The following is a 26,031-nucleotide window of genomic DNA, read 5'->3' as shown; positions in this document are numbered from 1 at the left end:
TTGAGCGAGCGCCGCGACAGGAAGAACGACGTCGTCATGATGTCGAACTTCCAGCCCTGCTTGCGGCAGATCGCCAGCGCGCGCGGAATGTTGGGCTGCTCCATATAGCCGAAGGTCAGCGTCACCCGCATGAACAACTCGTTGACTGTCTCCATCTTGACCCGCTCGCTGTCGGGCACCAGCGGCTGCGGTGCGGTGACCACCGACAGAATGACGTTCTGCTCGTGCAGCACCTTGTAGTGCTTCAGGCTGTGCATCAGCGCTGTCGGCGCGCTTTGCGGATCGCTGGTCAGGAACACGGCGGTGCCGGACACCAGCTGCGGCTTCTTCTTCAGCAGATTGCCGGCGAGGAAATCGAGCGGGATTTCGTTGCGCCGGGTCTTGTCGAAGAGATAGCGGCTGCCGCGTATCCAGGTGGTCATGATCAGCCCCATGAGGCAGGCAACGGATATTGACACCCATCCGCCTTCCACGATCTTGACGACATTCGCCAGGAAGAAACCCATGTCGATGGTGCCGAACAGCAGCGCCAATGCCAGGGCGAGCCCAAGCTGCCATTTCCACAAATTGCGCATGACAACGAACAGCAGAATGGTTGTCATCAGCATCTCGCCGGTCACCGAAATTCCGTAAGCGGAAGCCAGCGAACTCGAGCTGCCGAAGCCGACAACCAGCAGCATCACTCCCATGGCGATGAGCAGGTTGACGCGCGGCATATAAATCTGGCCGCTCTGCATTTCGGACGTGTGCTGCACCTCGATGCGGGGCAGCAGGTTGAGTTGCACTGCCTGACGTGCCAGCGAAAAAGCACCCGAGATCACCGCCTGACTGGCGATCACGGTGGCGGCCGTTGCCAAGCCGACCATTGGCATCAGCGCCCAATCCGGCAACATCTCGAAGAATGGATTGGTCGGCCTGCCGCCATTCGCCAATACAAAGGCGCCCTGGCCGAAGTAGTTGAGCAGCAGGCAAGGAAACACCACGGAAAACCACGCGAGCACGATCGGCTTGCGCCCGAAATGTCCAAGGTCGACATAAAGCGCCTCGGCCCCCGTTACCGCCAGGAACACTGCACCAACGGTCACGAAAGCGGCGGTCGGCGTGCCGGCTAAGTAGGCGATCGCATAATACGGGTTGATCGCCAACAGCACCGAAGGATCATCCATCAGGTGGTAGAGCCCGGAAACGCCGATGGCCAGGAACCATAGCGCCGTCACCGGCCCGAATACTGCCGCCACCTTCCCCGTGCCGAAGCGCTGCACGGAGAACAGAAATGCCAGGATGACCAAGGTGATCGGAACGACATAGGCCTCCAGCGTCGGTGTCACCACTTCCAGGCCCTCAACTGCCGACAGCACGGAAATGGCCGGAGTTATGATAGCGTCTCCGAAAAAAAGCGACGCCCCGCAAAGTCCGATGCCGAGGATGAGCTTGGCGCCTTTTGGATAGGCGCTGCGCGCCAGCGCCATCAGGGACAGCGTGCCGCCCTCGCCCTTGTTGTCGGCGCGAAGCACGAAAGCGACGTATTTTATGGTGACGATAATCGTCAGCGCCCAGACGATCAGCGACAGCACGCCCAGGACATCTATACGCGTGTCGGTACCAGGCGAAGCGTGAAGCGCCTCGCGGAAGGCATAGATCGGGCTGGTGCCGATATCGCCATAGACGACGCCAAGCGCGCCCAGCATCAGAACTTTGGTGCTGTGCTGTTCAGTGTGGGAGTGGTTCGGTTGTTCGACGGGTTCAGCCTCGCTACCGATGCTGGAAAGAGCCATCGACTACTCCCCGATCACCGCGCGGTGCGCCTTGCTTGCTGTCATGCGATATCACCTTCGACACGAGCCTTCCACCGCTACCAACCGCAAGCCTTCAGAAACCGCCCCACCGTGCCGGCCATGCCATACTCCAACGCATCGGCTGTCAACCCGTGTCCGATAGACACTTCGGCCAATGCCGGAATGCGCTTTGCCAATGCCGGAAGGTTGTTCACCACCAGATCGTGCCCGGCATTGACCTGGAGTCCGGCGGCGAGTGCGGCATCCGCGGTTTTTCCCAATCTTTCCAGTTCCTTCCGCGCCTTGGCGGAATCGGAATGGTAGCTGCCGTAGGGCCCGGTATAGAGCTCGATGCGGTCGGCGCCGGTGTCGCGCGCGGCATTGACGCCGGTGGGATCCGGATCGGAAAACAGCGACACGCGGAAGCCCCCTTTTTTCAGACGCTTGACGATCGGGTTAAGGAACGCCGCCTCGGCGGCAAAGTTCCAGCCATGGTCTGATGTCGCCTGCGCCGGATCGTCGGGCACCAGCGTCACCTGCTCCGGCTGGTGCCTTTCCACAAGCGCCAGAAAATCCTCGGTCGGGTAGCCCTCGATGTTGAATTCCGCCTTGGGAAACTCGTCGTCGATAAGCGCCCGGATCTCGGGCAGGTCGGAATGCCTGGTGTGGCGCTCGTCGGGCCGCGGATGAACCGTCAGCCCGTGCGCGCCGGCCGCCAACGCCAGGCGGCCGAGCCCGGTGACGCTGGGCCACGGCAGGTTGCGGCGGTTGCGCAGCATGGCGATGGCGTTGAGATTGACCGAGAGTTTCGCGGGCATGGCGTGAGGTCCGGCTGTTTGTGCAGCGCATCTATACTGCCTTTGATGGGAACAGACAGGGGCTTTCGGGTGTTCCAGTGACGACATCTGCTCGCAAGGGGGAACCCAGCCAATGAATTTTCTCCAGTCCGTGCCCGCGATCCGCCGCCTCGAAACCGACCGTGAGGACCTTTTCGCCATCGACGTCGTCGGCCATGTCTCTGCCGCCGACGGCGAAAATCTGTTCGGATTGCTGGAGGCTGCCTACGCGCTGCACCCGAGGATCGACGTCTTGGTGCGGCTGGTCGATCATGAGGGCGTCGACTGGATCGATATGGACGACGAGACGCTGAAACAGGGCACGGTGCATGCGCTAGAGCATATCGCCCGGTGCGCGACGATCGGTGAGCCCGACTGGATAGCGGATGCGCGGAACTTCCTTCCGGCTTCGCCACCGATCGAGTTCAGGCATTTCAATGCCGAGGACGAAGCAGACGCCTGGGCATGGCTGGGCGCGACGCCACTCAGCCCTGCTGCGCCGGCTGCTACCTGACGCCGCTATCTAACGCCAGCTATCTAACAATCGTCAGCCGCTCTGCCGCCCGGGTTATGGCAGTATAGAGCCAGCGCTGGCGGGTTTCCTTGAACGCCCAGCTCTCGTCGAACAGCACGACATCGTTCCACTGCGAACCCTGCGCCTTGTGCACGGTCAGCGCGTAGCCATAGTCGAAATCGTCAAAGCGCTTCTTCTGCTGCCAGGGGATATCGGCGTCCGGATCCTCGAAAGCCGACTTGAGCAGCTTGATCTTGGCGACGCCGCGGTCGGGATCGTCCTCCTCGGGCGAGACCAGAAGGTTGATGCCCGGCTTCACCGTCTCGCGCGACGAGGTCATCACCTTCCACAGCGAACCGTTGAGCAGGCCCTTGGCGGGGTCGTTGCGCAGGCAGACCAGCTTGTCGCCGGCCTGCGGATAATCGGCATTGAAACCCTTCAGTTCGCGCAGGCGCTGATTGTAGCGGCGGCGTGTGCGGTTGGTGCCGACCAACACCTGGTCCGCCTTCAGCACCAGCTCCTGGGTGACGTCCTCCTTGCCGATGACCTGCGCGGTGCCGTAGTCGCCACGCATGAACTCGCGGCCCTCGCGCACGTCGAGCGCCAGCTGGATGATCGGATTGTCGCGCGCCTGGCGGTGGATTTCGGTCAAGAGCACATCCGGCTCATGCTCGGTGAAAAAGCCGCCGCCCGAGATCGGCGGTAGCTGCGCCGGATCGCCAAGCACCAGGATCGGCGTGCCAAAACTCAGAAGGTCGCGGCCAAGCTGCTCGTCGACCATCGAGCATTCGTCGATGACCACCAGCTTCGCCCGTGAAATAGGGCTTTGGCGATTGAGCGAGAAGGTCGGCGACATCGAGGTCTTGCCGGTCACCTCGTCCGACACCGATTCCTCGCCCTTCGGCCGGTAGATCAACGAATGGATGGTGCGGGCATTGACCGCGCCCTTGGAACGCAGCACCTGCGCCGCCTTGCCGGTGAAGGCGGCGAACTGCACCTGCCCGTCGACATGCTCGGCAAAATAGCGCGCCAGCGTGGTCTTGCCGGTGCCGGCATAGCCGAACAGCCGGAAGACCTGCGGCCGGCCCTCTTTCAGCCAGCGCGCCACCGCCTTCAACGCCTCATCCTGTTGGGGAGAGAATTCCATCGATTCGACAGACCGGATTCGCGAGAGAAAGACAAGCTTGGTGCCAACCACCGTTTAAAACGATGGGATTGCCTCACCTTCAACGGGACAAACTAGCAGGCGCAAATGCGAACGTAAAGTGAACATGCAAGCGGATAACGAACGATTTGAATTCAGGCATTTGAACCTAGATCGGGCAATGCCACTATCACGGACATGATCGAGATGCAGATCGGCGCAGACACCTATAAGCGAGGATATTGATGAGGTCGTTCGCAGACAGGCTGATCGGAAAGTCGATAAAGAAGATCGAAATCGGCGAACCTGGTTATGGCATCGTTGTCTCCTTGTCGGATGACGCAGGGTTCGCGATATATACCGAGGTCACGGCCTGTCTGAGTGACGAAAATGCCAGAACCATAGAACGTGTTACCATCAGCGACGAGCAAGTGATCCTCCACTTGGGTGACAACGACTTCGTCGCCATTTCCAAAAACCGTGGCCGCTTCGCCGTCGTTGAGGCGTTTGTCTATGGGGACGACGAAGGCATGGTCGTCGAAAATTAGTTGTATCGGCCGCCAGATTTCAAACACCAACCACAGGCGGACTATATGTTCGCGCCGCCGCCGCTACGTCTGGTCGGCCCGGGATCGTTCTCCAACAAAATCGGCTTGCCGTGCGGAGTTGCATGCGCGGCGCGTTCCCAGGCGGCGGCGAGCGTGTCGACATCGTTTTTGCCGGCGACGCCCTTGGCCGCCAGCAGCGTTTCCAGCGCCGCCAGCCAATGCTCGTAATAATCGTGGCCATCGCTTGCGGCGCCCGGCTTCTTCACTTGCGCCGACAGCGCATCGGCCCATTCGCTCCACGAAAACAGGCCCTTGTCATGCAGCGCCACCGTCATGGCGAAGGCTTCGGCCTGCCAGGGTTCGGCGAATACCGGTTCGTCCAGACCCGCCGGCAGTGCACCTTCAGGCCGGCTCAAGATAGCTCTCCCAGGCGTCGATGGAGACGGTCAGCGTCGGGTCGGCGCCCTCGCCCCAGATTTCCGAGCCATCGAAGACCAGGGTATAGACCCATTGCGGGTTTTCACCGTTGCCATGCGCGTTGCTGTCGGGGAACACAAAACCGTCACGCACGGCCTCGATAACTCCGTGCTTGCCGCGCGCATAACGCGGCAGCCTCGTGTGGGCGGTGGGATTGAAATTCCTTGTCTGCACCGGGTCGCCGGCCTTGAAGCGCGGCGCCGTCTCGACCGGCCGGTCGCAAGGTCCTCCCTTGGCCAGTACCGCCGGCACGTTTTCGGCCTTCAACACCCTTTTGGGCGTCGCCGCCGGATCGACCGCCCGACCCTCCGTCAGATCGCGCTCGCTGACGAAGCCATGGCGCTTCAGCAGCACCTCGAGCGCTTTGATCCAGATCTGGTAGTAGCTCGACGAATAATACACGGCCGGATGCAGCGATTCCCTGGCGTGTCGGCTCTCGTCGATGTTCCACGCGCCCATGGCGCCGGCAGTCAGCGTGACGCCGAGCGCCCGCCTCTCCCAATCCGCATGAAAATACGGTTCGTCCTTTTCGGGCGCGACCGGCCCGAAACCCATCTGCCCACCGAGATCCTGCGGCCCGTTCATGCCGGTACCTTCTTTGTCCCGGGTTCTTTGGCCACCGCCGTGCCGATCATGGCATCGCGGCTGACCAGTTCGGCGAGTTGGTCCTCGCTCCAGCCTTCGGTACCGTCAGGCCGCATCGGCACCACGAGATAGCGCAGTTCGGCGGTGGAATCCCAGACGCGGATCTTTTTCTCCGCCGGCAAGGTCAGCCCGAACTCCTCCAGCACGCCGCGCGGATCGATAACCGCCCGCGAGCGATAGGGCGGCGCCTTGTACCAGACCGGCGGCAGGCCGAGCACCGACCACGGATAGCAGGAGCACAGCGTGCAGACGACGAGGTTGTGCGTCTCGTCCGTGTTGAACACCGCCTGCATGTGCTCGCCCTGGCGGCCGGTGTAGCCCAGCGAGGTGATCGCCGCAGTCGCGTCGCGCTTCAGCCACTCGGCAAAGGCCGGATCGCTCCAGGCTTTCGCCACCACCCTGGCGCCGTTGCGCGGTCCGATCTTGGTCTCATAGGTGTCGACGATGACGTCGATTGCGGCCGGATCGATCAGGCCTTTTTCGGTGAGGATGGTCTCCAGCGCGCGCACGCGCGCCGCAAACGGGTCGAGCTCATTGTCGTGGTCATGATCATGGGACATGATCTCAGATTAGGATCGGCGGCCCATGGCCGCAAGCATGACAGCTTGGGCCACGGGCTATCCCCTATTCGGCGGCGGCCTTCTGGGGTTCGATGAGCCGGTCCTCGGGGCCGAACAGCGACGCCTGCTCGCCGCTCTCGACCGCATGCAGCGCCGGCTTGTTCTTCTTCGAAGAGAAGAAGCTCACCAGCCACCCGGAGAAATTCTCGAAATAGACATAGATGACAGGGGTGACGAACAGCGTCAGCGCCTGGGAAGCGAGCAGCCCGCCGACGACCGCGACACCGAGCGGCTGGCGCAGCTCAGCACTGGCGCCGGTGCCGAGCGCGATCGGGAACGTGCCCATCAGCGCCGCCAACGTCGTCATCATGATCGGCCTGAAACGCATCAGGCACGCCTTGTGTATGGACTCCTTGGCCGACATGCCTTCTCGTCGCAGCTCCAGCGCGACGTCGACCATCATGATGCCGTTCTTCTTGACGATGCCGATCAGCATCAGGATGCCGATCACCGCGATCACCGACAGGTCCATGCCGGCAAAGCGCAGCGCGACCACGGCGCCCAGCACCGCCGAAGGCAGGCCGGTCAGAATGGTCAGCGGATGGATGAAGCTCTCATAGAGGATGCCGAGTACGATATAGATGGTCAGAATGGCGCCGCCGATCAGCAGGCCCTGATTGGCCAGCGAGTCCTGGAAGGTCTTGGCGGTGCCGGCAAAGCTGGTCGAAATCGCCGGCGGCATGCCGATCTGCTCCTTCAGCGCGGCGATGCGGGCCGTGCTGTCGCCCAGCGCCACGCCTTGCGGCAGGTTGTAGGAGATGGTCACCGCGGGCAGCTGGCCGAGCTGGTTGACCGTCAGCGCGCCGGCGGTGCGGTCGACGCGGGCAAAGGCGCCGAGCGGCACCAGGCTGCCGCTTGCCGTCCTGACCTGGATGGCCAGCATGCGCTCGGGCGACCATTCGATGTTGGGATCGAGCTCCATGATGACTTCGTAGCTGTCGGCCGAGCCGAAGATCGTCGAGACCTGCTCCGTGCCGAAGCCGCCATAGAGACTGGAGCGCAGCGTGTCGGTGTCGATGCCGAGCGACGCCGCCTTGTCGCGATCGACCACCAGCGTCGCCTGCAATGAATTGTTCTGCAGATCGCTGGTGACGTCGGTGAAATTCGCATGATCGGCCGCCATCGCATCGTTGAGCTTTTGCGCCCATGTGTCGGTCAGGCCGGTATCGAGGCCCTGAACGACGAGCTGGTAGGCGCTGGCGGAAGAACGCGCGCCAAGTCGCAGGTTCTGCACCGGCTGCATATAGGCATCGATCCCCGGCACGACGGCCAGCTGCCGCCGCAGATCCGACAGCACCTTATCGATGTCGGGGCGCTGGCTCTTGTCCTTCAGCTGCACATAGAGCTGGCCCTGGTTCAGCGCATTGTTGCCGCCGCCGGCTGACCAGGCCACATGCGAGACATAGGGCGAACGCGAGAAGACACTTGCCGCCTGGTTCTGCAGCTTGACCATGGCGTCGTAGGAGATGTCCTGCCTGGCGATCGTCGTCACCGAGATCTGGCCGATATCCTCTTGCGGGAAAAAGCCTTTCGGCGAGACCTCGATCAGCCAGACCGACCCTGCCGCCGTGCCGACGAAGACGAGGAACACCAGAAAAGTGTGGCGCAGGCAGAAGGTCAAAAGCCGGTCATAGCCGCGGGTGACGATATCGTGCTTGTGGCCGGGGGCATGCTTGTCGCGATCGGCCTTGGTCACCGACAGCAAGCGCGAACACAGCATCGGCGTCAGTGTCAGCGACACGAACATCGAAGCCAGGATGGCGACCGTCACCACGACGGCGAATTCGTTGAAGATGCGGCCTATGACGCCGCCCATCAAAAGCACGGGGATGAACACCGCCACCAGCGAGATCGAGATCGAGATGATGGTGAAGCCGATNCAGACGTGTGCTCTTCCGATCTGCGAGGCATCGAAGGCCGAGAGACCGTCCTCCTCCATGTGGCGAAAGATGTTTTCCAGCATGACGATGGCGTCGTCGACGACGAGGCCGACTGCGAGCGTCAGGCCCATCAGCGAGATGTTGTCGATGGAAAAGCCGAACAGGAACATGGCGCCGAGCGTCGCGATCAGCGAGATCGGCACCGCCACGGCCGGAATGATGGTTGCGGTCACCCGGCGCAGGAAGACGAAGATCACCGTCACCACCAAAGCGATCGTCAGAAGCAGCGTGAACTGGACGTCGTCGACGGCCTGGCGGATCGAGGTCGAACGGTCGTTGAGCAGCTTGATGTCGGCGGCGGCCGGCATTTGGTCCTTGAACGACGGCAGCATCGCCTTGACCTTGTCGACGACGTCGACCGTGTTGGCGTCGGGCTGGCGCTGCACCGCCAGGATGATGGCGCGCGTGCCGTCGTACCAGCTTGCGGTCGTCGTGGTCTCGACCGAGTCGATGACGCGCGTCACCTCGCCCAGCCGCACCGGATGGCCGTTCTTGGTGGCGATGATGAGGTTGGAGAACCCGGCGGCATTGGTGAGCTGCGTGTTGGCCGTGATGGTCAGCTGCTGCTTGTCGTTCTGCAAGACCCCGAGCGGCGTGTTGGAATTGGCCGAGGCGATCGCCGTCTGCAGCTGGTCGATCGAAATGCCGCGCGCCGCCAGCGCCGTCGGGTCGATCTGCACGCGCACCGCATATTTCTGCTGGCCGAAGATCGACACCTGCGCCACGCCGTCGATGGTCGACAGCGAGGGCGAGATGACGTTTTCGGCGAAGGCGTCGAGGTCGGTGAGCGGAACCGTGTCGCTGACCAGCGACATCAGAAGGATCGGCGCGTCGGCCGGATTGACCTTGCGATAGCTCGGCGGCGACGTCATCTCCGGCGGCAACTGCCGCTGCGTGCGCGCGATCGCCGCCTGCACGTCGGCGGCCGCCGCGTCGATATCCCGGTTGAGCACGAACTGGATGGCAATGGACGTGCGTCCCAGCGAATTGCTGGTCGAGATCGAATCGATGCCGGCGATGGTGGCGAACTGCTTGATCAGCGGCGTCGCCACCGAAGTGGCCATGGTTTCGGGCGAAGCGCCGGCCAGGGTGGCCGAGACGTTGACGACCGGGAATTCGGCGCTCGGCAGCGCCGCCACCGGCAGGAACTTGTAGGCGAACAGCCCGCCCAGCACGAGGGCGAACGACATCAGCAGCGTGGCGACAGGCCTGCGTATGCAGAATTCGGAAATCATTGGGCAGCCGCCTTGCCGGCCTCGGCGACCTTGGGAGCAGCTTGATCACCGCCGGCCGCCTTGCCTTCGTGAATGGCGGCGCCGTCCTTCAGCCTGGTCTGGCCCTCGACCACCACCTTCTCGCCTGATTTGACGCCCTCGCTGATGGCGCTGTTTTCGCCTTCGGTCAGCGCCACCTGCACCGGTCGCATCTCGACCGTGTTGTCGGGCTTGACGACATAGACGAACGGTCCCTTTTGGCTGGGCTGCACGGCAACGGTCGGGATGGATGTCATCTGCGGCATGATGCCAGCGTCGAGCACGACATTCACATATTGGCCGGGCCACAGTGAAAGATCGGCGTTGGGAATGCTCGCCCGTGTCGCGATGGTGCCGGACGCGGTGTCGACGCTGGAATCGACGAAGTCGAGCGTGCCGTTGCCGATCGGCGTCGGATCGCCATCCTTGGTCAGCGTCACCGCGCCTTGCTGCGGGTTGGCCAGCGCCTTGTGCAGCAGCGCCAGGTTGCTCTCCGGCAGGTTGAAGTTGACTTGCAGCGGATCCATCTCGGTGATCGTCACCAGCGGCGTGGCCGTGCTCGAGTTGCCGTTGCTCAAGGTGACGAGGTCACCGACCGAAACGTTGACCGCGCCCAGCCGGCCGGCAATCGGCGCCTTGATGCTGGCAAAGCCGAGCTGGACATTGTCGGCGTCGATCGTCGCCTTGTCGGCATCGACCGTCGCCGCGGCAGCCTTTTGCGCCGCCACCGCCTGATCGTAAGTCTGCTGCGTGCCGGCCTGCTTGGCGACGAGATCCTTGGCGCGCTGAAGGTCGGAGCCCGAACTGGTTAGCAGCGCCTGGTCCTTGGCGAGCGTCGCCTGATCCTTGGCAAGCTGCGCCTTGAGCGCCCTGTCGTCGAGCGAGAACAGCAGGTCGCCGGCCTTCACCATCTGGCCGTCCTTGACGTCGATCGATACGATCTGGCTGGACACGCGGGCGTTGATGTTGACCACGGCCGGCGACGACACGAAGCCGATGGCGTAACGGCGGATCGGAAAATCGGCCGTTGTCGCGGTGGCCGAGACGATCGAGGCCGAACGGGCGGCATTGCCGCCGGCGCCGGATTTGCCCCCTGCCTTGTCGGCCGAAGCCTTGTCCGATCCAGCCGGCTTGTCCGCCGCTGCCGTCTGCCTGGCGCCCGGCAGCATCTGCTGCAGACTGCTCATCGCCGCCGGCGAAAAATAGACCCATGCCGCGGCGACACAGGCCGCTGCCACCACCACCGCCAGAACGACTTTACCGCGCATCGACTAAAAGCCCTATGATCCGACACGCCGAACCCGGTGGTCTCATTCTACGCAATCACGGCGCCTTGCCGCGATCTCGCCGAAGTAGATAGGACGCACATTTGTCGGAAAAGGGCCAAAACACGGCATTACGAAGATTTAATGTGCACTGCACAATGACTATGCAGCCGGCTCAGCAGTCGGAAAACCAGCCAGGATGCGGTTGAGATCTCAGGCGGGATGCGTCTATTTCAGCATCGGCCAGAGCGTCGCCGCCAAGAGCACGCCCATGGCGATGTTGAACCATTTCAGCCGCACCGGATCCGACAGGAACCCGCGCAGCGCTGTGCCGAAACCGGCCCACATCGAGACGCTCGGCAGGTTGACGACGGTGAAGGCGATCGCGATCAGCGCCACCGACAGGAACGGGTGGTCCGGATTGGAGTAGACGGCCATGGCGGTGATCGCCATCACCCAGGCTTTCGCATTGACCCACTGGAATGCGGCTGCCTCGATGAACCGCATCGGCCGTGCCTCCGTCTCACCCTTGCTGGACAGCGAGCGCGACATGGCGATCTTCCAGGCGAGATAGAGCAGATAGGCAGCGCCGGCGATCTTCAATCCGGTGTGCAAGGCCGGAAACGCCGTAAGCACCGCGCCCAGGCCAAAGCCGACAGCAAGCAACAGCACCAGGAAACCCATGCTGATGCCCAGCATATGCGGGATGGTTCTGACCAGGCCGAAATTCACGCCCGACGCCAAGAGCATGAGGTTGTTCGGCCCCGGCGTGATCGAGGTCACGAAGGCGTAGACCAAAAGGGCAAGGAAAGCGTCGAGGGTCATGACGGCTCACAAAGGTCAGCAATGCTGACTTAAATCGACAGAGCGCTGGACGCAACCTCATTCCATTGGTCCAAAGCGCCGCGCCGCGCGCATGAAGGCCTACATCCCCTGCGGGCCGCGGTTCATCGCCGCCACGCCGGTGCGGCAGATCTCGACCAGGCCGAGCGGCTTCATGATGGCGATGAACTGGTCGAGTTTCGAGCCCTTGCCGGTAATCTCGAAGATGAAGTGCTCGGTGTTGGCGTCGATGACCGAAGCGCGAAAAGCGTCCGCCAGACGCAGCGCCTCGACGCGGGCTTCGCCGGTGCCGGCGACCTTGACCAGCGCCAACTCGCGTTCCAGCGGCCGCTCCTGGCCGAACTCGTGCGAGCGCACGGTGAGATCGACGACGCGATGCACCGGTACGATGCGTTCGAGCTGGTGCTTGATCTGCTCCAGCACATGCGGCGTGCCGCGCGTCACGATGGTGATGCGCGACAGGTGCTTCTCGTGTTCGGTCTCGGAGACGGTGAGGCTCTCGATGTTATAACCGCGGCCGGAAAAGAGGCCGATGACCCGGGCAAGCACACCGGGCTCATTGTCGACCAGCACGGAGAGCGTGTGGTTCTCCGGCTTTTCCGTTTCCTTGGCGATGAAATAGGCGGAGCCGGTCGGTTGAAGCTGTGCGTTCATGACATGAATCTCGATTTCAGACTTTGAGCTAATTCTCTGTTTGCGCACGGCTTCTCGCGACAGCCCTGCCCCGGCTTGGACCTAGACCAGTTCCCTGCCCTTGGCGTCGATGGCGTTGGCCACGGCTTCGTCGGTCGCCTCGTCGGGCAGGAGCATTTCATTATGCGCCTTGCCCGACGGGATCATCGGGAAGCAGTTGGCGAGCGTCGCCACCCGGCAATCGAACAGCACCGGCTTCTTCACCGCGATCATCTCCTTGATCGCATCGTCCAGCTCGTCCGGCTTCTCGCAGCGAATGCCATGGCCGCCATATGCGTCGGCCAGCTTGACGAAGTCGGGCATCGCTTCGGTGTAGGAATGCGACAGACGGTTGCCGTGCAGCAGCTGCTGCCACTGGCGCACCATGCCCATATACTGGTTGTTGAGGATGAAGATCTTGATCGGCGCATTGTGCTGCACCGCCGCGCTCATCTCCTGCATCGTCATCTGCACCGAGGCATCGCCTGCGATGTCGATGACCAGCGCATCCGGGTGCGCGATCTGCACGCCGAGCGCAGCCGGCAGACCGTAGCCCATCGTGCCCAACCCGCCCGACGTCATCCAGCGGTTCGGCTTCTCGAAATGATAGTGCTGCGCCGCCCACATCTGGTGCTGGCCGACCTCGGTGGTGATGTAGGTGTCCATGTCCTTGGTCAGTTCGTAGAGCCGCTGGATGGCATATTGCGGCATGATCACATCGTGGTTCATCTTGAACGCGAGCGAGTCACGCGCGCGCCATTTGGCGATCTGCTCCCACCAGGGATGGAGCGCCTTCTTGTCGGCCTTGGCGCTCGCCCGCCACAGCCGCACCATGTCCTCCAGCACCCGGCCGACATCGCCGATGATGGGCACTTCCGTGTGCACGTTCTTGTTGATCGACGATGGATCGATGTCGATGTGGATCTTCTTCGAGTTGGGCGAGAAGGCGGTCAGCCGTCCGGTGATGCGGTCGTCGAAGCGCGCGCCGATGCAGATCATCACGTCGCAATCATGCATCGCCATATTGGCTTCATAAGTGCCGTGCATGCCCAGCATGCCCATCCAGTTCTTGCCCGATGCCGGATACGCGCCGAGGCCCATCAGCGTCGAGGTGATCGGGAAGCCGGTGAGGTCGACCAGTTCGCGCAGAAGATGGCTGGCCTCCGGACCGGAGTTGATGACGCCGCCGCCCGAATAGATGATCGGCTTCTTGGCGCTGGCCATCAGTTCGACGGCGGCCTTGATCTTTTCCAGGTCGCCCTGGACCTTCGGCTGGTAGCTGGTGCGCGGCGCCGCCTGCGGCGGCACATAGATGCCTTTGGCGAACTGCACATCCTTCGGAATGTCGACCACCACCGGGCCGGGGCGGCCGGTCGTCGCGACATGGAAGGCCTCATGGATGGTGGCGGCCAATTCGTTGACGTCCTTCACCAGCCAGTTGTGCTTGGTGCAGGGGCGCGTGATGCCGACCGTGTCGCACTCCTGGAACGCGTCGGAGCCGATCAGCGAAGTCGGCACCTGCCCGGTCAGGCAGACCAGCGGGATCGAATCCATCAGCGCATCCTGCAGCGGCGTCACCGCATTGGTGGCGCCCGGGCCGGAGGTCACCAGCATGACGCCGGCCTTGCCGGTCGAGCGGGCATAGCCTTCGGCCGCATGCCCTGCGCCTTGCTCGTGGCGGACGAGGATGTGCTCGACCTCGTCCTGCTGGAAGATTTCGTCATAGATCGGAAGCACCGCGCCGCCGGGATAGCCGAAGACATGCTTGACGCCATTGTCCTTCAGCGCCTGCACCACCATTTCGGCGCCAGTCATTTCCCTGTTTGGCATTTCGCGCCGTTCGTTCTGTCCGTTGCTCATCGGTCTGGTCCCGTACTTCTAGCCATGAGGCGATTGCTGGTCGTTTAGTCGTGTTTCGGGCAATAAAAAAGGCCCCCGATGGGAGCCTGTGTGTTGCGCATGGGAGGTTTTCGCCCGGCGGTTACACCGCCTTGCCCACGCGCTTTCCTACGAGAATGAGTGCCTTTTTCATCGTGGCGGACACTACGAGGGTGAAAGGCAAGGTGTCAACGGGAAAAACGCGCGATGCGAAAGACAAAGCAAGTGGCCCGCCGCCTCTGGTCGGCGGGCCACCGCGGCGCATACGATACCCCTCAATCGCACCGCGCCGGGAACAAGAGCCACTGCCGTGTCACGTCAGGATCAGCACGATCTTGTACGTATCCGGGTCGACGATGACGATGCGCCCGTCGGCCAGCACGAAGTACTCATAGGATTCGTAAGCCGGGACGATCTTGACAATGCGCGCCGGCAGACGGTGCAGGCGCACTTTGTGCCGCGGCACCTCGATGCCGACCGAAATGTCGAAGTCGACGTTCTTCACCGGCTCAACCCTGGTCTCGTGGATGATCTGCGTGACCTGCGTCTTCTGCTCGACTGTCACGTTGTTGATCGAGGCCGTATTGCCCTGGTCGGTCTGGACGTTTGTGTTGCCCTGAGCGTTCTGCTCGGTGGTGGTCCCAGCCTTGCCCTGGGCCTGCTGGTCCGTGCTGGTGCCGGTCTGGCCCTGAGCGTTCTGCTCGGTGCTGGTCCCGGCTTTGCCCTGAGCCTGCTTCTCGGTGCTGGTGCCGGTCTGGCCCTGAGCGTTCTGCTCGGTGCTGGTCCCGGCCTTGCCTTGGGCCTGTTCATCCGTCTTGAGCTTGGCCTTGCCCTGAGCCTGCTTCTCGGTGCTGGTGCCGGTCTGGCCCTGAGCATTCTGCTCGGTGCTGGTCCCGGCCTTGCCCTGGGCCTGTTCATCCGTCTTGAGCTTGGCCTTGCCCTGAGCCTGCTGATCGGTCGTGGCGCCGGCCTGACCCTNTGGGCCTGTTCATCCGTCTTGAGCTTGGCCTTGCCCTGAGCCTGCTGATCGGTCGTGGCGCCGGCCTGACCCTGAGCATTCTGCTCGGTACTGGTCCCGGCCTTGCCCTGTGCCTGTTCATCCGTCTTGAGCTTGGCTTTGCCCTGAGCCTGCTGATCGGTCGTGGCGCCAGCCTGGCCCTGTGCATTCTGATCGGTCTGTGACTTCATCTTGCCTTGCGCCTGTTCGCCGGCCTTGCCGCCCTTCTGGCAATCGGCCGCGCCAGCGGCGCAGTTGTCGCCGCCGCTCGGCTGCACAGCCTGGGTCTGGGCGATCGCGGCGCCGCACCCGACGCCAAGCGCAATCATGCTCGTGATCAACACATGTTTCATCTGCTTTCTCCTTAAAGAGTCGGTCCCTCAGCCTAGCCAACTCTGTCAAAAATACTTTGTTCCGCATTTTGCGAATAAAATCGGGCTTCTAAGAAGACCAATAAATGTAGGCAGTAGTTTTGCTAACAATCAGCTACAAATTGCATCAAAAAATTAATGCAACGCAAGATTTTTGCTTTTTTCTGAGCTTGTGATCCCATAGCGATGACACCAGCCTCACAAGCTTAGAAGTACTCCCGTCGTCATGACCAGGATGGCTACCCCGAAAACAGGCAAGAGCAACCATCGTGCCTGATGGACGCTGTTGTCCATTAACGCCTCNTAACGCCTCCCACAAGTGCTGATCTCAACGATGCCGAGAACCCTGTGTTCCGCCCTGAGGAGGCTCTAGGACCTCTACAGCCTGGCACCAGACTTTGGTCCCTCTCCCTATAGTCCATTGGCCCGATGACGCCCGGACCGAAGCCCCACGCGGGAACGCAGCCGCGAAAAGCCCGTTCGGCTTGCGGTGTGCATCAACCCTCACCAACAACCACCGTATCGGAATCGAGCTCGCGCAAGATGCATGAGCGTTGATGAAGGAGAGAATCATGACGACCATGTACCAGTCGACCGCAATTGCCGGATTCTTGCTGCTCGCGAGCGCGGGCGTAGTTGCCGCTCAAGACGTCATCATCGCGCCGGAGCAGGAAACGGTTGTGCGCGAATACGTGAAAAAGCAGCCCCTTGCGTCGGTGAAGATTCCAGGTGTCGAATTGAACGTGGGGACCGCCATTCCCGACACGGTGGAACTGCATGAAGTGCCGAGCGTCAAGTATCGCTACGTTGTGGTCGACGGGCGAACCGTGCTGGTCGACCCCGGCACGCGGAAGATCGTCAAGATCATACAGTAACGCTGATCCCACCGCCGTTCCCCGCGGGTGGCGGTGGGATCATGCCCTGAAATTGCGGTTTCCCCGGCAATTCAACCTAGCGCTTGCTCGCACCATCGACCGTTCTAGATGTAGGATGGCTTAGGCATTTTGGCACGGCCAAAGCTCGCGGGGTCGGTTGAGACGTGCGCTACATTGATAGTCTCTATCAAAACTGGAACAGGCTATCGTTGGCTTGGCAGTTCATCATAGTCGGAAGCATTGGGCTACTGTCGCTGATGCTGGTCGTCGGCCTATGGGTCACCTCCCAAATACGAGATGGAGTGATCCGCAACTCTGCAAGCACGACCGCGCTTTACGTCGACAGTGTCATCGCGCCAATCCTGCCCGATATGCGCAAAAGCCAGCAGCTCAGCGACACCGTTAAACGGGCACTCGATGAAACCCTGGACCAGGGTGCTCTCGGAAAAAAACTGGCGTCGTTCGTGCTTTGGCGGCGTGACGGCAAGGTGCTGTACGCCAAAGACGCGGCTCTTATCGGCCAGACCTTCGAGCCAAATGCGAACTTGCTGCATGCGTTCGGCGGAAACGTGGTGGCGCAATTCAATGATCTGGACGAAAATGAAAGGAAGGAACGGAAGAGCCCCACCGCCTCGCTGCTCGAGATCTACAATCCGGTTCGAGAGCCGTGGTCGGGCGATGTTGTGGCCGTTTCCGAGTTCTACGAGATAGCCGACGATCTTCAGGGCACTTTAAACTCGGCACTATGGTCGAGCTGGCTGCTCGTGGCTGGCGCGACTGCGGTCGCCTTGGCGATGCTCTCGGGAATCGTGCTTCGCGGCAGCAGCACTATCGAAACGCAGCGTTCAGCGCTTGAGACACAAGTGGCGGAGCTTCAGTTGCTTTTGGAGCAGAATTCCGCTTTGCGGGAGCGCGTCCAGCAGGCGTCGCGCCGCGCAACGGCAATCAACGAACGTTACTTGCGTCGCATCGGGTCTGATTTGCATGACGGTCCAGCTCAGCTCGTCGCACTGGCTGCGCTGCGCATGGACAGCCCTCTGCTGCTCGATCCCGCCGCATCCCCAAGCCACCGCAAGACCGAGATCGCCGATATCCATCATACGTTGGATGAGGCGATGCGGGAGATCCGCGCCATCTGCACCGGCCTCGTACTGCCACAGATCGAAGCTTCGACAGTCGCGGAGATATTGCGGCTTGCGGTTGCCGAACATGAACGCCGGACGGCCTCTTCCGTATCGCTTTCACTGCCATCTCGCCTGCCCGACCTGGGGACGTCCGAGAAAATAAGCATCTTTCGCTTCGCGCAGGAGGGGCTGAACAATGCCTGGCGACACGGTCTGGGCAAGGGGCAGGCTGTCAAGGCGCGAGTGACGCAGGGCAAGCTCCTCATTCAAGTGCTTGATCGCGGCCCTGGATTCCAGTCGGGATCGTGTGAAGGACTTGGACTCGCCGGTATGAGGGAACGTATCGAGAGTATCGGAGGTCACTTCGAGACCTTTTCGAGCCCCAGGGGGACCCGGCTGACGATAACGCTCAACATCGAGGACCAGAAATGACCGCTCCCATAAGGATTGCCATTGTTGATGATCATCCGCTGTTTCGCGAGGGTGTGGCTCGCAGCCTCGCCGAAATCGGCGGCTTCGAAGTCGTTGGTGCGGGCGAAACCGCGACGGATGCCGAACAGCTTGCGGCCTTGGCAAATCCCGACATATTGCTGCTCGACATCAGTTTGCCGGGAGGGGGTCTGGCGGCAGCGGAAAATATTCTTGCAACTCAGCCTGACTGCAAGATCGTCATGCTCACCGTCTCGGAGGCGAACGCCGATTTGGCGACGGCGCTCAGGCTGGGCGTACGCGGATATGTGCTGAAAGGGATTGGGGCGGCATCGCTGGCCGAGGTGCTGACTTATATAGCCGCAGGAAAAAAATATGTTTCGCCGACCCTGTCAGCGCAGCTTTTGAATGAACTGATACGGCCGGAAAAGCGCACCACCGATCTCGTTGCCAATCTCTCGGGACGCGAGCTTGGGATAATCTCCTTGGTAGGCGAAGGACTGAGCAATAAAGAAGTCGCCAAACGTCTCAACCTGCAGGAGAAAACGGTAAAACACCACATGACTCGGATATTTCAAAAGCTAAAGGTGCGAAACCGCACCGAAGCAGCCATTCTTATGCACGCGCCCAAAACGGGTCTTGTATAGGGAGATCGGGGCTTGTCTGAAGGTCGGATGCTGGTTGGCGAACCAGCAGTCACAGCCCTTTCAGACGAGCAATGTCGGAGGCCCTTACGGCGCGTTCGACAATTGTCCTTCCAAGCGGATCCTTCATAGTGAAGCGGCCGGCCTCGATGCTTTCGCTGAATCCATCGCGATGCACGACCTGGATTTTGGAGCCCTGTACCGTCACCGTGTCGCCAGCGGCATTGACTTGGCTACTCGGAGCTTGGCTACCGGGGGCGTTGTCGCCGGCACCATTTTTTCCCTTTCCGTTGGCGTTGCCATTCCCGGCGTTGCCGCCTGAGCCATTACCATTACCACTACCGTTACCACCACCGTTACCATTGCCATTGTTTCCGCTCTTGGCGCTGGCAGCGGCGAATTCGATCTTGTAGCCGTCGACATGGCTCAACCGCAGACCAAGCACCGGCATCGCCACCGCAACCGCCGCGAATACGCGCAAGCTAAAGTACGCCCGGCGACGCACGGATGAAAACAGGGGCTGCCTTTCTCCATTCATGCCACCATCACATCATGATGTGTCACGGTATTCAAGAATGAACAGCCCAAAATTGCGGCTCACAAACGCTGAGGAAACTCTCCTTTCGTGCTTGCAGCTCGATTCTCAGACCTTCGTCTGAGTCAAATATACACCGAAGTCTGACCTACTGATCTTGGGCCGCGCCGACGGATGTCGCAACAAAATCCGCGGTGACAAGGCTCGTCACCGGTAGGGATCGGCAGCGAGGCGCGAGCGCCTGCGGCACGCAGACGCTTGCGGCAGGTCTCCGGCATACGGTTTGCGCATGCTCGCCGTCGAAGCGGTAGCACATGCCGTTCCTTCCCCGGATTATGATCAGGCGCGATTGGCGAAGTCGCGGACAACCCGTTGCAGCAGCGGCATGTAGTCGCGAAATGCCCGGGTCTTCATGTTGGCGATCTTGCCGGCCTCGTCCCAGATGCGGACCCGCACCGCTTCCTCGTGGAACGGGTTCTTGCGGAACTCGGCCACCTCTTCGGCATTCATCGGCCCGCCTTGCAGCGACAGCGTGTGGACCGAGGCCTGCGACAGCCTGCCGAAATAGCTCGGGTCGGTGGCGCAAAGGTAGCGCTTGGCCGCGACATGCAGCCTGACGCATTCGACGATCACGGGTGGAAAGAACGGCGCCAGCACTTCGCCGCCGGCTTCGTCATGATGCTTGTCCTCGACATCGTCGGGCGAATAGGTGCCGAACTCGCTGGTGTAGTGGCCGATATCGTGCAGCAGTGCTGCCGCCACCAGCACATCGGGCGCGCCGTCCTTTTCGGCGAACCAGGCGCCCTGCAACATGTGCTCCGACATGGTGACGGGTTCGCCGAGATAGGATTCCGCCCCTCGGCGTTCGAAAATATCGGCGATGAATTCGACGATGTTGCCCGCGTTCAAATCCTGGCTGCTCATTCCGCTGCTTCCTTGAACTCGTGTTCGATCGCCGACAGCGTCGACAAAAGGCCATCCTTGTCGGCGTAGCAGCCCTGCAGCCAGCGCTTGCCGGTGCCGGAGAACGCCTTGCGGGCATGCATGACGCGGGTGTTGTCGACGATGAAGGCCTGGCCCGCCTCGAGCTTGAAGGTGACTTCGAAGGACGGATCCTCGATCAGTTCGGCAAACCGGCGATAGGCGGCGTAGTAGGCCTCCATCTCCGCGAACGGCACATCGACGGTCGGCGCCAGCGAGCGGTTGTTGAAGCGGATGGCGATGAGTTCGCCATCCGGCCCGAGCTCGATCATCGGCCGTTTGGCCTGCAATCGCACGCCCGACGACCCCGCATATTCGAAACGCGCCGGGTATGAACTCAACAGCCGGAAGCGTTCGGGGTTTTCTGCCTGCAGCGCGGCCGCCACGGCAAAACCATCGACGACGCTGGATTCGCCGCCCTCCACGGTGTTTTCGATGCAGGACAGGATCTGCAAGGTCGGCACCGGATCGCGATAGGGATTGTCGGTATGCGCCTGCAGGCCAAGATTGGTGTAGGCCAGATTGGTTGGATTGACCTCGGCGCGCACCTCGAACCATCGGCCGTAGTTGGTCTCCCTAATATAGCCGAACAGATCGGACACTTTGCACAGCGCCCCGGATTCGGGCGGCAAATCGTCCATCACCGCGAAGCCGTAGGTCTTCACCGCCGACAGCCATTGCCGCAAGACGGCGCGGTCGCGGCTGGCAGCGAGATAGCCGGCGCGCGGCACCGAATTCTGCATAGAGGCCCTGGTCCATCGCACGGTGCCCTCGCCTGTCCAGCCGGGCTGTCGGGCGGCATCGCGGTCATAGGCATTGGCGCTCAGCCATGCCGCAGGAAAGCGCACCGTCTTTCCCTCCGGTTCGAAACTGACTTCAAGCGCATCGCCCTTGATCGCGGCTGCGCCGATCCATGTCTGCGCGGGAATGTCGAGAATGGTGATCAGCCGCTGGCCGTTGCCGGCGCTGCGCGTCTTGTCGTCGAGCGCATTGTCGCGCAACCACACTGCGTGAAAGCGAGTGCGCGCGCCGTCCTTCCACCCGAGGTCGATCGATCTTCCTTCGTCGCCGATCTGCACCTGGGTAAGCATGGAGATCCGTTCCTGTCCGCTGCGCCCCGCAGCCAACTCCGCAGGGTTTCCGGTTGCATCGTGATGATGTCGGAGGCATAACTCAAATTATCATTTTGCGGCCAAAGGCCATAACCTGTTTATGCCTCAAACAACCCTGCCCTTGCCCCCGCTTGACTGGCTGCGGAGTTTCGAGGCCGCCGCGCGGCTGTCGAATTTCACCGCCGCCGCGGCCGAGCTTGGCCTGACCCAGGCTGCGGTCAGCCAGCACATCCGTTCTCTCGAAGAGCGGTTGAAGCAGCCGCTGTTCATCCGCCTGGCGCGCGGCGTCGAATTGACGCCGGAGGGTGCCGCCTACCTGCCGCATCTGCAATCGGCCTTCGCCGTGATCGCCAACAGCACGCGCGAGCTGTTTGAACCCAAGACCGTCCAGAGCGTGACGATCCGCTCGCCGATTTCCTTCGCCGTGCTGATGATCGCGCCGAAGCTGCCGCAAATGGCCAAGGACCTGCCCTTCGTCCAGCTGCAGATCGAGACCATCCACACACCGGCCGATTACGGCGAGCGCTTTGTGGGTCTCGACATCCGTTTCGGCATTGGCTCCGGCTCCTTTGCCGGACGGCAGGCCGACCGCCTCACCCGCGAAACCTTGACGCCGATGGCGTCGCCAAATGTCGCCAAGGCCAAGGATTGGACAGGATTGCCGAGACTTACAGTGGTCGGCGCGCGGGAAATGTGGGGCGAGTGGTTCGCCGTCGCCCGGATGAAGCCGGCGCTGGGGCCGACGCACAAATTCGACAGTTTCGTTACCGCGTTGGAGGCGGCGAAGCACGGCGCCGGCATGGTGCTGGGATCGCGACCGTTGGCCGACGCGGCACTGCGCGAAGGATCTCTCGTCACCCTGTCCGGCTTTACGCTGTCGAGCGGTGCCGGCCACTATCTGACCGCACCTTCGGGCGCGCATCTGAGCCCGGCCGAAGAAGCGGTCCGCCGCTGGTTCGCAACGGTCTTCGGCGTCCCGATTTCCCGATAAGCCCCTGAATACGCGGCAAACTATTGGACGACGTGACGCGGCGCATAATTTGTCGCGATACTGCGCCAGGCCGGACGTCAAGCTTCGGCAGGGTTCCGCTCGCTACAGGCGGCCAAGAAAAATCGCGGAGGAAATTCAATGCTCGACAAGGCCCCCAACAAGAAGCTTTCCGACCTGCTCGATCGCTTCGGCGCGGCACTCGCCGCCGGTGACATCGACAAGGCGGTCGCCTGCTTTCAGGAGGATTGTTTTTGGCGCGATCTCGTCAGCTTCACCTGGAACATCAAGACCATGGAAGGCCGTGACCAGGTGCGCGACATGCTGGTGAGCCAGCTGGCCAAAACCAACCCATCGAACTGGGCGATCGCCAGGGGCGAGGACGCCACTGAAAACGATGGCCTGCTCGACGGCTGGATCAGTTTCGAAACGTCTGTGGCGCGCGGCTTCGGCCACATCCGGCTGAAGGACGGCAAGATCTGGACGTTGCTCACCACCATGGTCGAGCTGAAGGGCCATGAGGAGCCGGCCGGTTTCGACCGCCCGCTCGGCGCCAAGCACGGCCATGGCAAGAACCGCCCGACCTGGAAGGAGGAGCGCGAGAAGGAGGCCGCCGAGCTCGGGTTCAAGACGCAGCCCTATACGCTCATCATTGGCGGCGGCCAGGGCGGCATCGCGCTCGGCGCGCGGCTGCGGCAGCTCGGCGTGCCGACCATCATCGTCGAGAAGAACGAACGGGCCGGCGACAGCTGGCGCAAGCGCTACAAATCGCTCTGCCTGCACGATCCGGTCTGGTACGACCATCTGCCCTATATCGACTTTCCCAGGAACTGGCCGGTCTTCGCGCCCAAGGACAAGATCGGCGACTGGCTGGAAATGTACGCCAAGGTAATGGAGCTGAACTACTGGTCGTCGACCGAGGCCATGAGCGCTGTCTATGACGACAGCAAGAAGGAATGGACGGTGGTGGTGCGCCGCGACGGCAAGGACATCACGCTGAAGCCGAAACAATTGGTGCTGGCCACGGGGCAATCCGGCAAGGCCAACATGCCGAACTTCAAGGGCATGGACACATTCAAGGGCGACCAGCATCACTCCTCGAAGCATCCGGGACCCGATGCCTATGTCGGCAGACAAGCTGTCGTCATCGGCTCGAACAACTCCGCCCACGACATTGCAGCAGCCCTTTGGGAGGCCGGCGCCGACGTCACCATGGTGCAGCGCTCGACCACGCACATCGTCAAGTCGGACACGCTGATGGAGATCGGCCTGGGCTCGCTCTATTCGGAAAAGGCGGTTGCGAGCGGCATGACCACAGCCAAGGCCGACCTCGTCTTCGCCTCCCTGCCCTACAAGATCCTGCACGAATTCCAGATTCCGGCCTATGCCGAGATGAAGAAGCGCGACGCCAACTTCTACAAGGGCCTGGAGAAGGCCGGCTTCATGCTCGACTGGGGCGACGACGGCTCCGGCCTTTTCATGAAATATCTGCGACGCGGCTCGGGCTATTACATCGATGTCGGCGCCTCCGACCTGATCATCGACGGGTCGATCAAGCTGAAAAGCGGTGTCGACGTGAAGGAGATCAAGGAGCATTCGGTCCAGCTCAGCGATGGATCGGAACTGCCGGCCGATCTCATCGTCTACGCCACCGGCTATGGTTCGATGAACGGCTGGGCGGCCGATTTGATCTCACCAGAGGTCGCAGACAAGGTCGGCAAATGCTGGGGCCTCGGCTCCAACACCACCAAGGACCCAGGCCCCTGGGAAGGCGAGCTCCGCAACATGTGGAAGCCGACGCAGCAGGAGGCGCTGTGGTTCCATGGCGGCAATTTGCACCAGTCGCGCCATTACTCCCAGTTCCTGGCGCTGCAGCTGAAGGCGCGCATGGAAGGCATCGCCACGCCGGTCTACGCGCTGCAAGAGGTTCACCACAAGGGTTAGGCAGCGCCGCCGATGCGCTTCCAGTAGATGAGCGTGCCGGTCAGCCCGCCATGCGGTTTCAGGGCAAAGTCCGGTATTTCGCCAGTGAGCGTGAAGCCGAGTTTTTCGTAAAGGCCGGAAGCGCCCTCCTCGGTTGCGGTGTCCAGCACCAGAAGCGTGCGGCCTTTCTCGACGGCGAGCGTTTCGGCCGCCCGCATCAGCCGGCTCGCTATGCCCTTGCCGCGGTGTTCGACGCGGGTCATGAGCTTGGCGATCTCGGCCCGATGCGGCTGATTGACCGGAAAGTCGAGCAGCAAGGTGACGGTGCCGACCAACGCGTCGCCATACCAAGCGCCCAGCACCGCTCTTTCGCCTCTCTCTGCTGCCANGCAAGGTGACGGTGCCGACCAACGCGTCGCCATACCAAGCGCCCAGCACCGCTCTTTCGCCTCTCTCTGCTGCCATCAACGAGTTGCTCCAGAAAGTTTCCGCTGCTTGCCTGGATAAGGGATGCATGAAGCTGACGGAGCCGCCGGCCGCGACCGTCTCGATCAGGAGGTCGGCCAGCCTGTCGCGTGTTTCCGCAGTCAGCGACCTGATTTCGATGGGACTCACCTGCACTTTCCCTTGCTAATCCAGACGCGCGACGCGGCGCCGCTTTCGTCTCGCCTTGATCGCGGCGATGCGATCGGTGTCTTTCGGCTGCAGATGCAGCCCGCGTTCGAGGATTTCGAGCGTGTATTCCTCATAGGTCAGGCCAAGCCGCTCGGCCTTTTCCATGCGCATGAGCATCACGTCACGGCTTGGCGCCTTCCACGCCTTGGCATGCGCTGCCTGCCAGGCCAGGAAGATGTAGGGATCGCCCTTGCCCCATGGTGGGCCCTTGTAATCATCGAGCGGCGGTCCGCCATTGTCGGAGCGCTTGGGACGTCTTGCCACGATTTCAGCCCCTGACCAGCGCGACCAGATAGTCGGCGGGCAGCTGCCCGACGGCATGGAACGTGCAGTCCGACGGCGCGCCGAGCGCCAGGCAGTCGCCGGGCTCGAGCCTGTGCACGACATCGCCCTCGGTGAACTCAAGTCGCCCGGAGATCAGCCACATCTGCTGCTTGATGAAGGCATAGGACGCCGCCGGGAAACTCACACTGGCGCCCGCCGGCAGTTGCACCCGGATCAATTCGAGCGGCATGTCGGAGACCGGCGACAGATGCCGCCGGACATAGCCCGTACCGGGGTCGCTCCAGACCGGTTGCTCACTCTCGCGCAGCAGGCCGCCACCTTGCTGCTCGGCGCGCGCAATCAGCGTCGACAGCGTCATGCCAAAGGCAGCGGCGATGCGCACCAGCAGCGCCGCCGTCGGACTGGTCATGCCGCGCTCGATAGTGCTGAGCATGGCTTTGGAGACGCCGGAGCGGTTCGCCAGGTCGGCCAACGACCAGGCCCGCAAGGCTCTTTCGGCGTGGATCCGTCTACCGATCGTAGCCGACATGTCATTCGCTATATCAGTCATTCGTCCAATATATCGAATATCTAGATTCGGAAAAGAGGCAGGCAGGTTGAATTTTCGCTGACCGGTTAACCCCTGCTACACCATCCCGCATCACGCCACCTTAACCCCGTCTGTGTAGGATCGAGGCTCCAC

Annotated in this window: 25 protein-coding genes and 1 pseudogene; 8 read left to right on the top strand and 18 right to left on the bottom strand. The window is 62.0% G+C overall.

The window, feature by feature from the left end:
• A partial coding sequence (locus tag X771_RS151665) for a potassium transporter Kup (protein ID WP_023688081.1) occupies positions 1-1,775 on the bottom strand: 1,775 nt, incomplete at its 3' end.
• Positions 1,776-1,852: 77 nt separating this feature from the next.
• A complete protein-coding gene (locus X771_RS151670; protein WP_023668363.1) occupies positions 1,853-2,593 on the bottom strand; it encodes a pyridoxine 5'-phosphate synthase in 741 nt (246 codons plus the stop codon).
• 112 nt (positions 2,594-2,705) lie between these two features.
• Here X771_RS151670 and X771_RS151675 point away from each other — a divergent pair, with 112 nt between their 5' ends.
• Positions 2,706-3,125 (top strand): STAS/SEC14 domain-containing protein, encoded by a 420-nt coding sequence (locus X771_RS151675; RefSeq protein WP_023668362.1) that lies wholly within the window; start codon positions 2,706-2,708, stop codon positions 3,123-3,125.
• Positions 3,126-3,144: 19 nt separating this feature from the next.
• On the opposite strand, the gene X771_RS151680 is transcribed toward X771_RS151675, so the two are convergent.
• Positions 3,145-4,272, bottom strand: coding sequence for an ATP-dependent RecD-like DNA helicase (locus X771_RS151680; RefSeq protein WP_023668361.1), 1,128 nt, complete (start codon positions 4,270-4,272; stop codon positions 3,145-3,147).
• 242 nt (positions 4,273-4,514) lie between these two features.
• Between X771_RS151680 and X771_RS151685 the strand changes: the two genes are divergently transcribed.
• Positions 4,515-4,817 carry a hypothetical protein gene (locus tag X771_RS151685; RefSeq protein WP_023668360.1) on the top strand — a complete coding sequence of 101 codons (303 nt, stop codon included), beginning with the start codon at positions 4,515-4,517 and terminating at the stop codon, positions 4,815-4,817.
• A gap of 41 nt (positions 4,818-4,858) precedes the next feature.
• Here X771_RS151685 and X771_RS151690 read toward each other — a convergent pair whose 3' ends face one another.
• From X771_RS151690 to X771_RS1000000169190, 9 genes are all read right to left on the bottom strand, one after another.
• Positions 4,859-5,233, bottom strand: coding sequence for a nitrile hydratase accessory protein (locus X771_RS151690; RefSeq protein ID WP_023688080.1), 375 nt, complete (start codon positions 5,231-5,233; stop codon positions 4,859-4,861).
• Positions 5,220-5,879, bottom strand: coding sequence for a nitrile hydratase subunit beta (gene nthB, locus X771_RS151695; protein WP_023688079.1), 660 nt, complete (start codon positions 5,877-5,879; stop codon positions 5,220-5,222). The genes X771_RS151690 and nthB overlap by 14 nt, the downstream gene beginning before the upstream one ends.
• Positions 5,876-6,499 carry a nitrile hydratase subunit alpha gene (gene nthA, locus X771_RS151700; protein ID WP_023688078.1) on the bottom strand — a complete coding sequence of 208 codons (624 nt, stop codon included), beginning with the start codon at positions 6,497-6,499 and terminating at the stop codon, positions 5,876-5,878. Before nthA ends, nthB begins: the two co-directional genes overlap by 4 nt.
• Positions 6,500-6,563: 64 nt before the next feature.
• Positions 6,564-9,734 (bottom strand): efflux RND transporter permease subunit, encoded by a 3,171-nt coding sequence (locus tag X771_RS151705; protein WP_023688077.1) that lies wholly within the window; start codon positions 9,732-9,734, stop codon positions 6,564-6,566.
• A complete protein-coding gene (locus tag X771_RS151710) occupies positions 9,731-11,020 on the bottom strand; it encodes an efflux RND transporter periplasmic adaptor subunit (RefSeq protein ID WP_023688076.1) in 1,290 nt (429 codons plus the stop codon). Before X771_RS151710 ends, X771_RS151705 begins: the two co-directional genes overlap by 4 nt.
• Positions 11,021-11,245: 225 nt before the next feature.
• Positions 11,246-11,842: a LysE family translocator gene (locus tag X771_RS151715; protein WP_023688075.1), complete on the bottom strand. Its 597-nt coding sequence runs from the start codon at positions 11,840-11,842 to the stop codon at positions 11,246-11,248.
• Between the two features lie 99 nt (positions 11,843-11,941).
• Positions 11,942-12,514, bottom strand: coding sequence for an acetolactate synthase small subunit (gene ilvN, locus X771_RS151720; RefSeq protein ID WP_023668352.1), 573 nt, complete (start codon positions 12,512-12,514; stop codon positions 11,942-11,944).
• Between the two features lie 81 nt (positions 12,515-12,595).
• On the bottom strand, positions 12,596-14,392 hold the full coding sequence (locus tag X771_RS151725) for an acetolactate synthase 3 large subunit (protein ID WP_023668351.1): 1,797 nt from the start codon (positions 14,390-14,392) through the stop codon (positions 12,596-12,598).
• 331 nt (positions 14,393-14,723) lie between these two features.
• Complete coding sequence (locus X771_RS1000000169190; RefSeq protein WP_023688074.1) at positions 14,724-14,915, bottom strand: DUF1236 domain-containing protein; 192 nt, start codon at positions 14,913-14,915, stop codon at positions 14,724-14,726.
• Positions 14,916-15,604: 689 nt separating this feature from the next.
• Between X771_RS1000000169190 and X771_RS1000000169185 the strand changes: the two genes are divergently transcribed.
• The 4 genes from X771_RS1000000169185 to X771_RS151740 all read left to right on the top strand — a co-directional run bounded on the left by X771_RS1000000169185 (position 15,605) and on the right by X771_RS151740 (position 18,853).
• Positions 15,605-15,775, top strand: a complete 171-nt coding sequence (locus tag X771_RS1000000169185; RefSeq protein WP_023688072.1) for a hypothetical protein — start codon at positions 15,605-15,607, stop codon at positions 15,773-15,775.
• Between the two features lie 584 nt (positions 15,776-16,359).
• Positions 16,360-16,653, top strand: coding sequence for a DUF1236 domain-containing protein (locus X771_RS151730; RefSeq protein ID WP_023668349.1), 294 nt, complete (start codon positions 16,360-16,362; stop codon positions 16,651-16,653).
• Positions 16,654-16,817: 164 nt separating this feature from the next.
• A complete protein-coding gene (locus tag X771_RS151735; RefSeq protein ID WP_023668348.1) occupies positions 16,818-18,209 on the top strand; it encodes a sensor histidine kinase in 1,392 nt (463 codons plus the stop codon).
• Positions 18,206-18,853 (top strand): response regulator transcription factor, encoded by a 648-nt coding sequence (locus X771_RS151740; protein WP_023668347.1) that lies wholly within the window; start codon positions 18,206-18,208, stop codon positions 18,851-18,853. The genes X771_RS151735 and X771_RS151740 overlap by 4 nt, the downstream gene beginning before the upstream one ends.
• Before the next feature lie 49 nt (positions 18,854-18,902).
• Here X771_RS151740 and X771_RS151745 read toward each other — a convergent pair whose 3' ends face one another.
• The 3 genes from X771_RS151745 to X771_RS151755 all read right to left on the bottom strand — a co-directional run bounded on the left by X771_RS151745 (position 18,903) and on the right by X771_RS151755 (position 21,457).
• Positions 18,903-19,331: a hypothetical protein gene (locus X771_RS151745; RefSeq protein ID WP_050485889.1), complete on the bottom strand. Its 429-nt coding sequence runs from the start codon at positions 19,329-19,331 to the stop codon at positions 18,903-18,905.
• Between the two features lie 393 nt (positions 19,332-19,724).
• Positions 19,725-20,309 (bottom strand): HD domain-containing protein, encoded by a 585-nt coding sequence (locus tag X771_RS151750; RefSeq protein WP_023688071.1) that lies wholly within the window; start codon positions 20,307-20,309, stop codon positions 19,725-19,727.
• A complete protein-coding gene (locus X771_RS151755; protein WP_023688070.1) occupies positions 20,306-21,457 on the bottom strand; it encodes a gamma-butyrobetaine dioxygenase in 1,152 nt (383 codons plus the stop codon). The genes X771_RS151750 and X771_RS151755 overlap by 4 nt, the downstream gene beginning before the upstream one ends.
• A gap of 121 nt (positions 21,458-21,578) precedes the next feature.
• On the opposite strand from X771_RS151755, the gene X771_RS151760 reads away from it, so the two are divergent.
• Positions 21,579-22,469, top strand: coding sequence for a LysR family transcriptional regulator (locus X771_RS151760; protein ID WP_023682083.1), 891 nt, complete (start codon positions 21,579-21,581; stop codon positions 22,467-22,469).
• A 138-nt stretch (positions 22,470-22,607) separates the two neighbouring features.
• Positions 22,608-24,410 carry an NAD(P)/FAD-dependent oxidoreductase gene (locus X771_RS151765; protein WP_023688069.1) on the top strand — a complete coding sequence of 601 codons (1,803 nt, stop codon included), beginning with the start codon at positions 22,608-22,610 and terminating at the stop codon, positions 24,408-24,410.
• Here X771_RS151765 and X771_RS01000000164980 read toward each other — a convergent pair.
• From X771_RS01000000164980 to X771_RS151775, 3 genes and pseudogenes are all read right to left on the bottom strand, one after another.
• Positions 24,407-25,004: pseudogene (locus X771_RS01000000164980) on the bottom strand (GNAT family N-acetyltransferase). The gene X771_RS151765 and the pseudogene X771_RS01000000164980 overlap by 4 nt on opposite strands.
• Positions 25,005-25,019: 15 nt before the next feature.
• Entirely contained in the window at positions 25,020-25,328 is a 309-nt protein-coding gene (locus X771_RS151770) for a hypothetical protein (RefSeq protein ID WP_023682084.1), read from the bottom strand.
• Positions 25,329-25,332: 4 nt separating this feature from the next.
• On the bottom strand, positions 25,333-25,899 hold the full coding sequence (locus X771_RS151775; RefSeq protein WP_023688068.1) for an XRE family transcriptional regulator: 567 nt from the start codon (positions 25,897-25,899) through the stop codon (positions 25,333-25,335).
• Between the last annotated feature and the right edge of the window lie 132 nt (positions 25,900-26,031).

The organism is Mesorhizobium sp. LSJC269B00 (assembly GCF_000502815.1).
GTDB lineage: Bacteria > Pseudomonadota > Alphaproteobacteria > Rhizobiales > Rhizobiaceae > Mesorhizobium.
The sequence above is the reverse complement of the archived record's forward strand: the minus strand, read 5'-3'. Positions and strand labels throughout refer to the sequence as shown.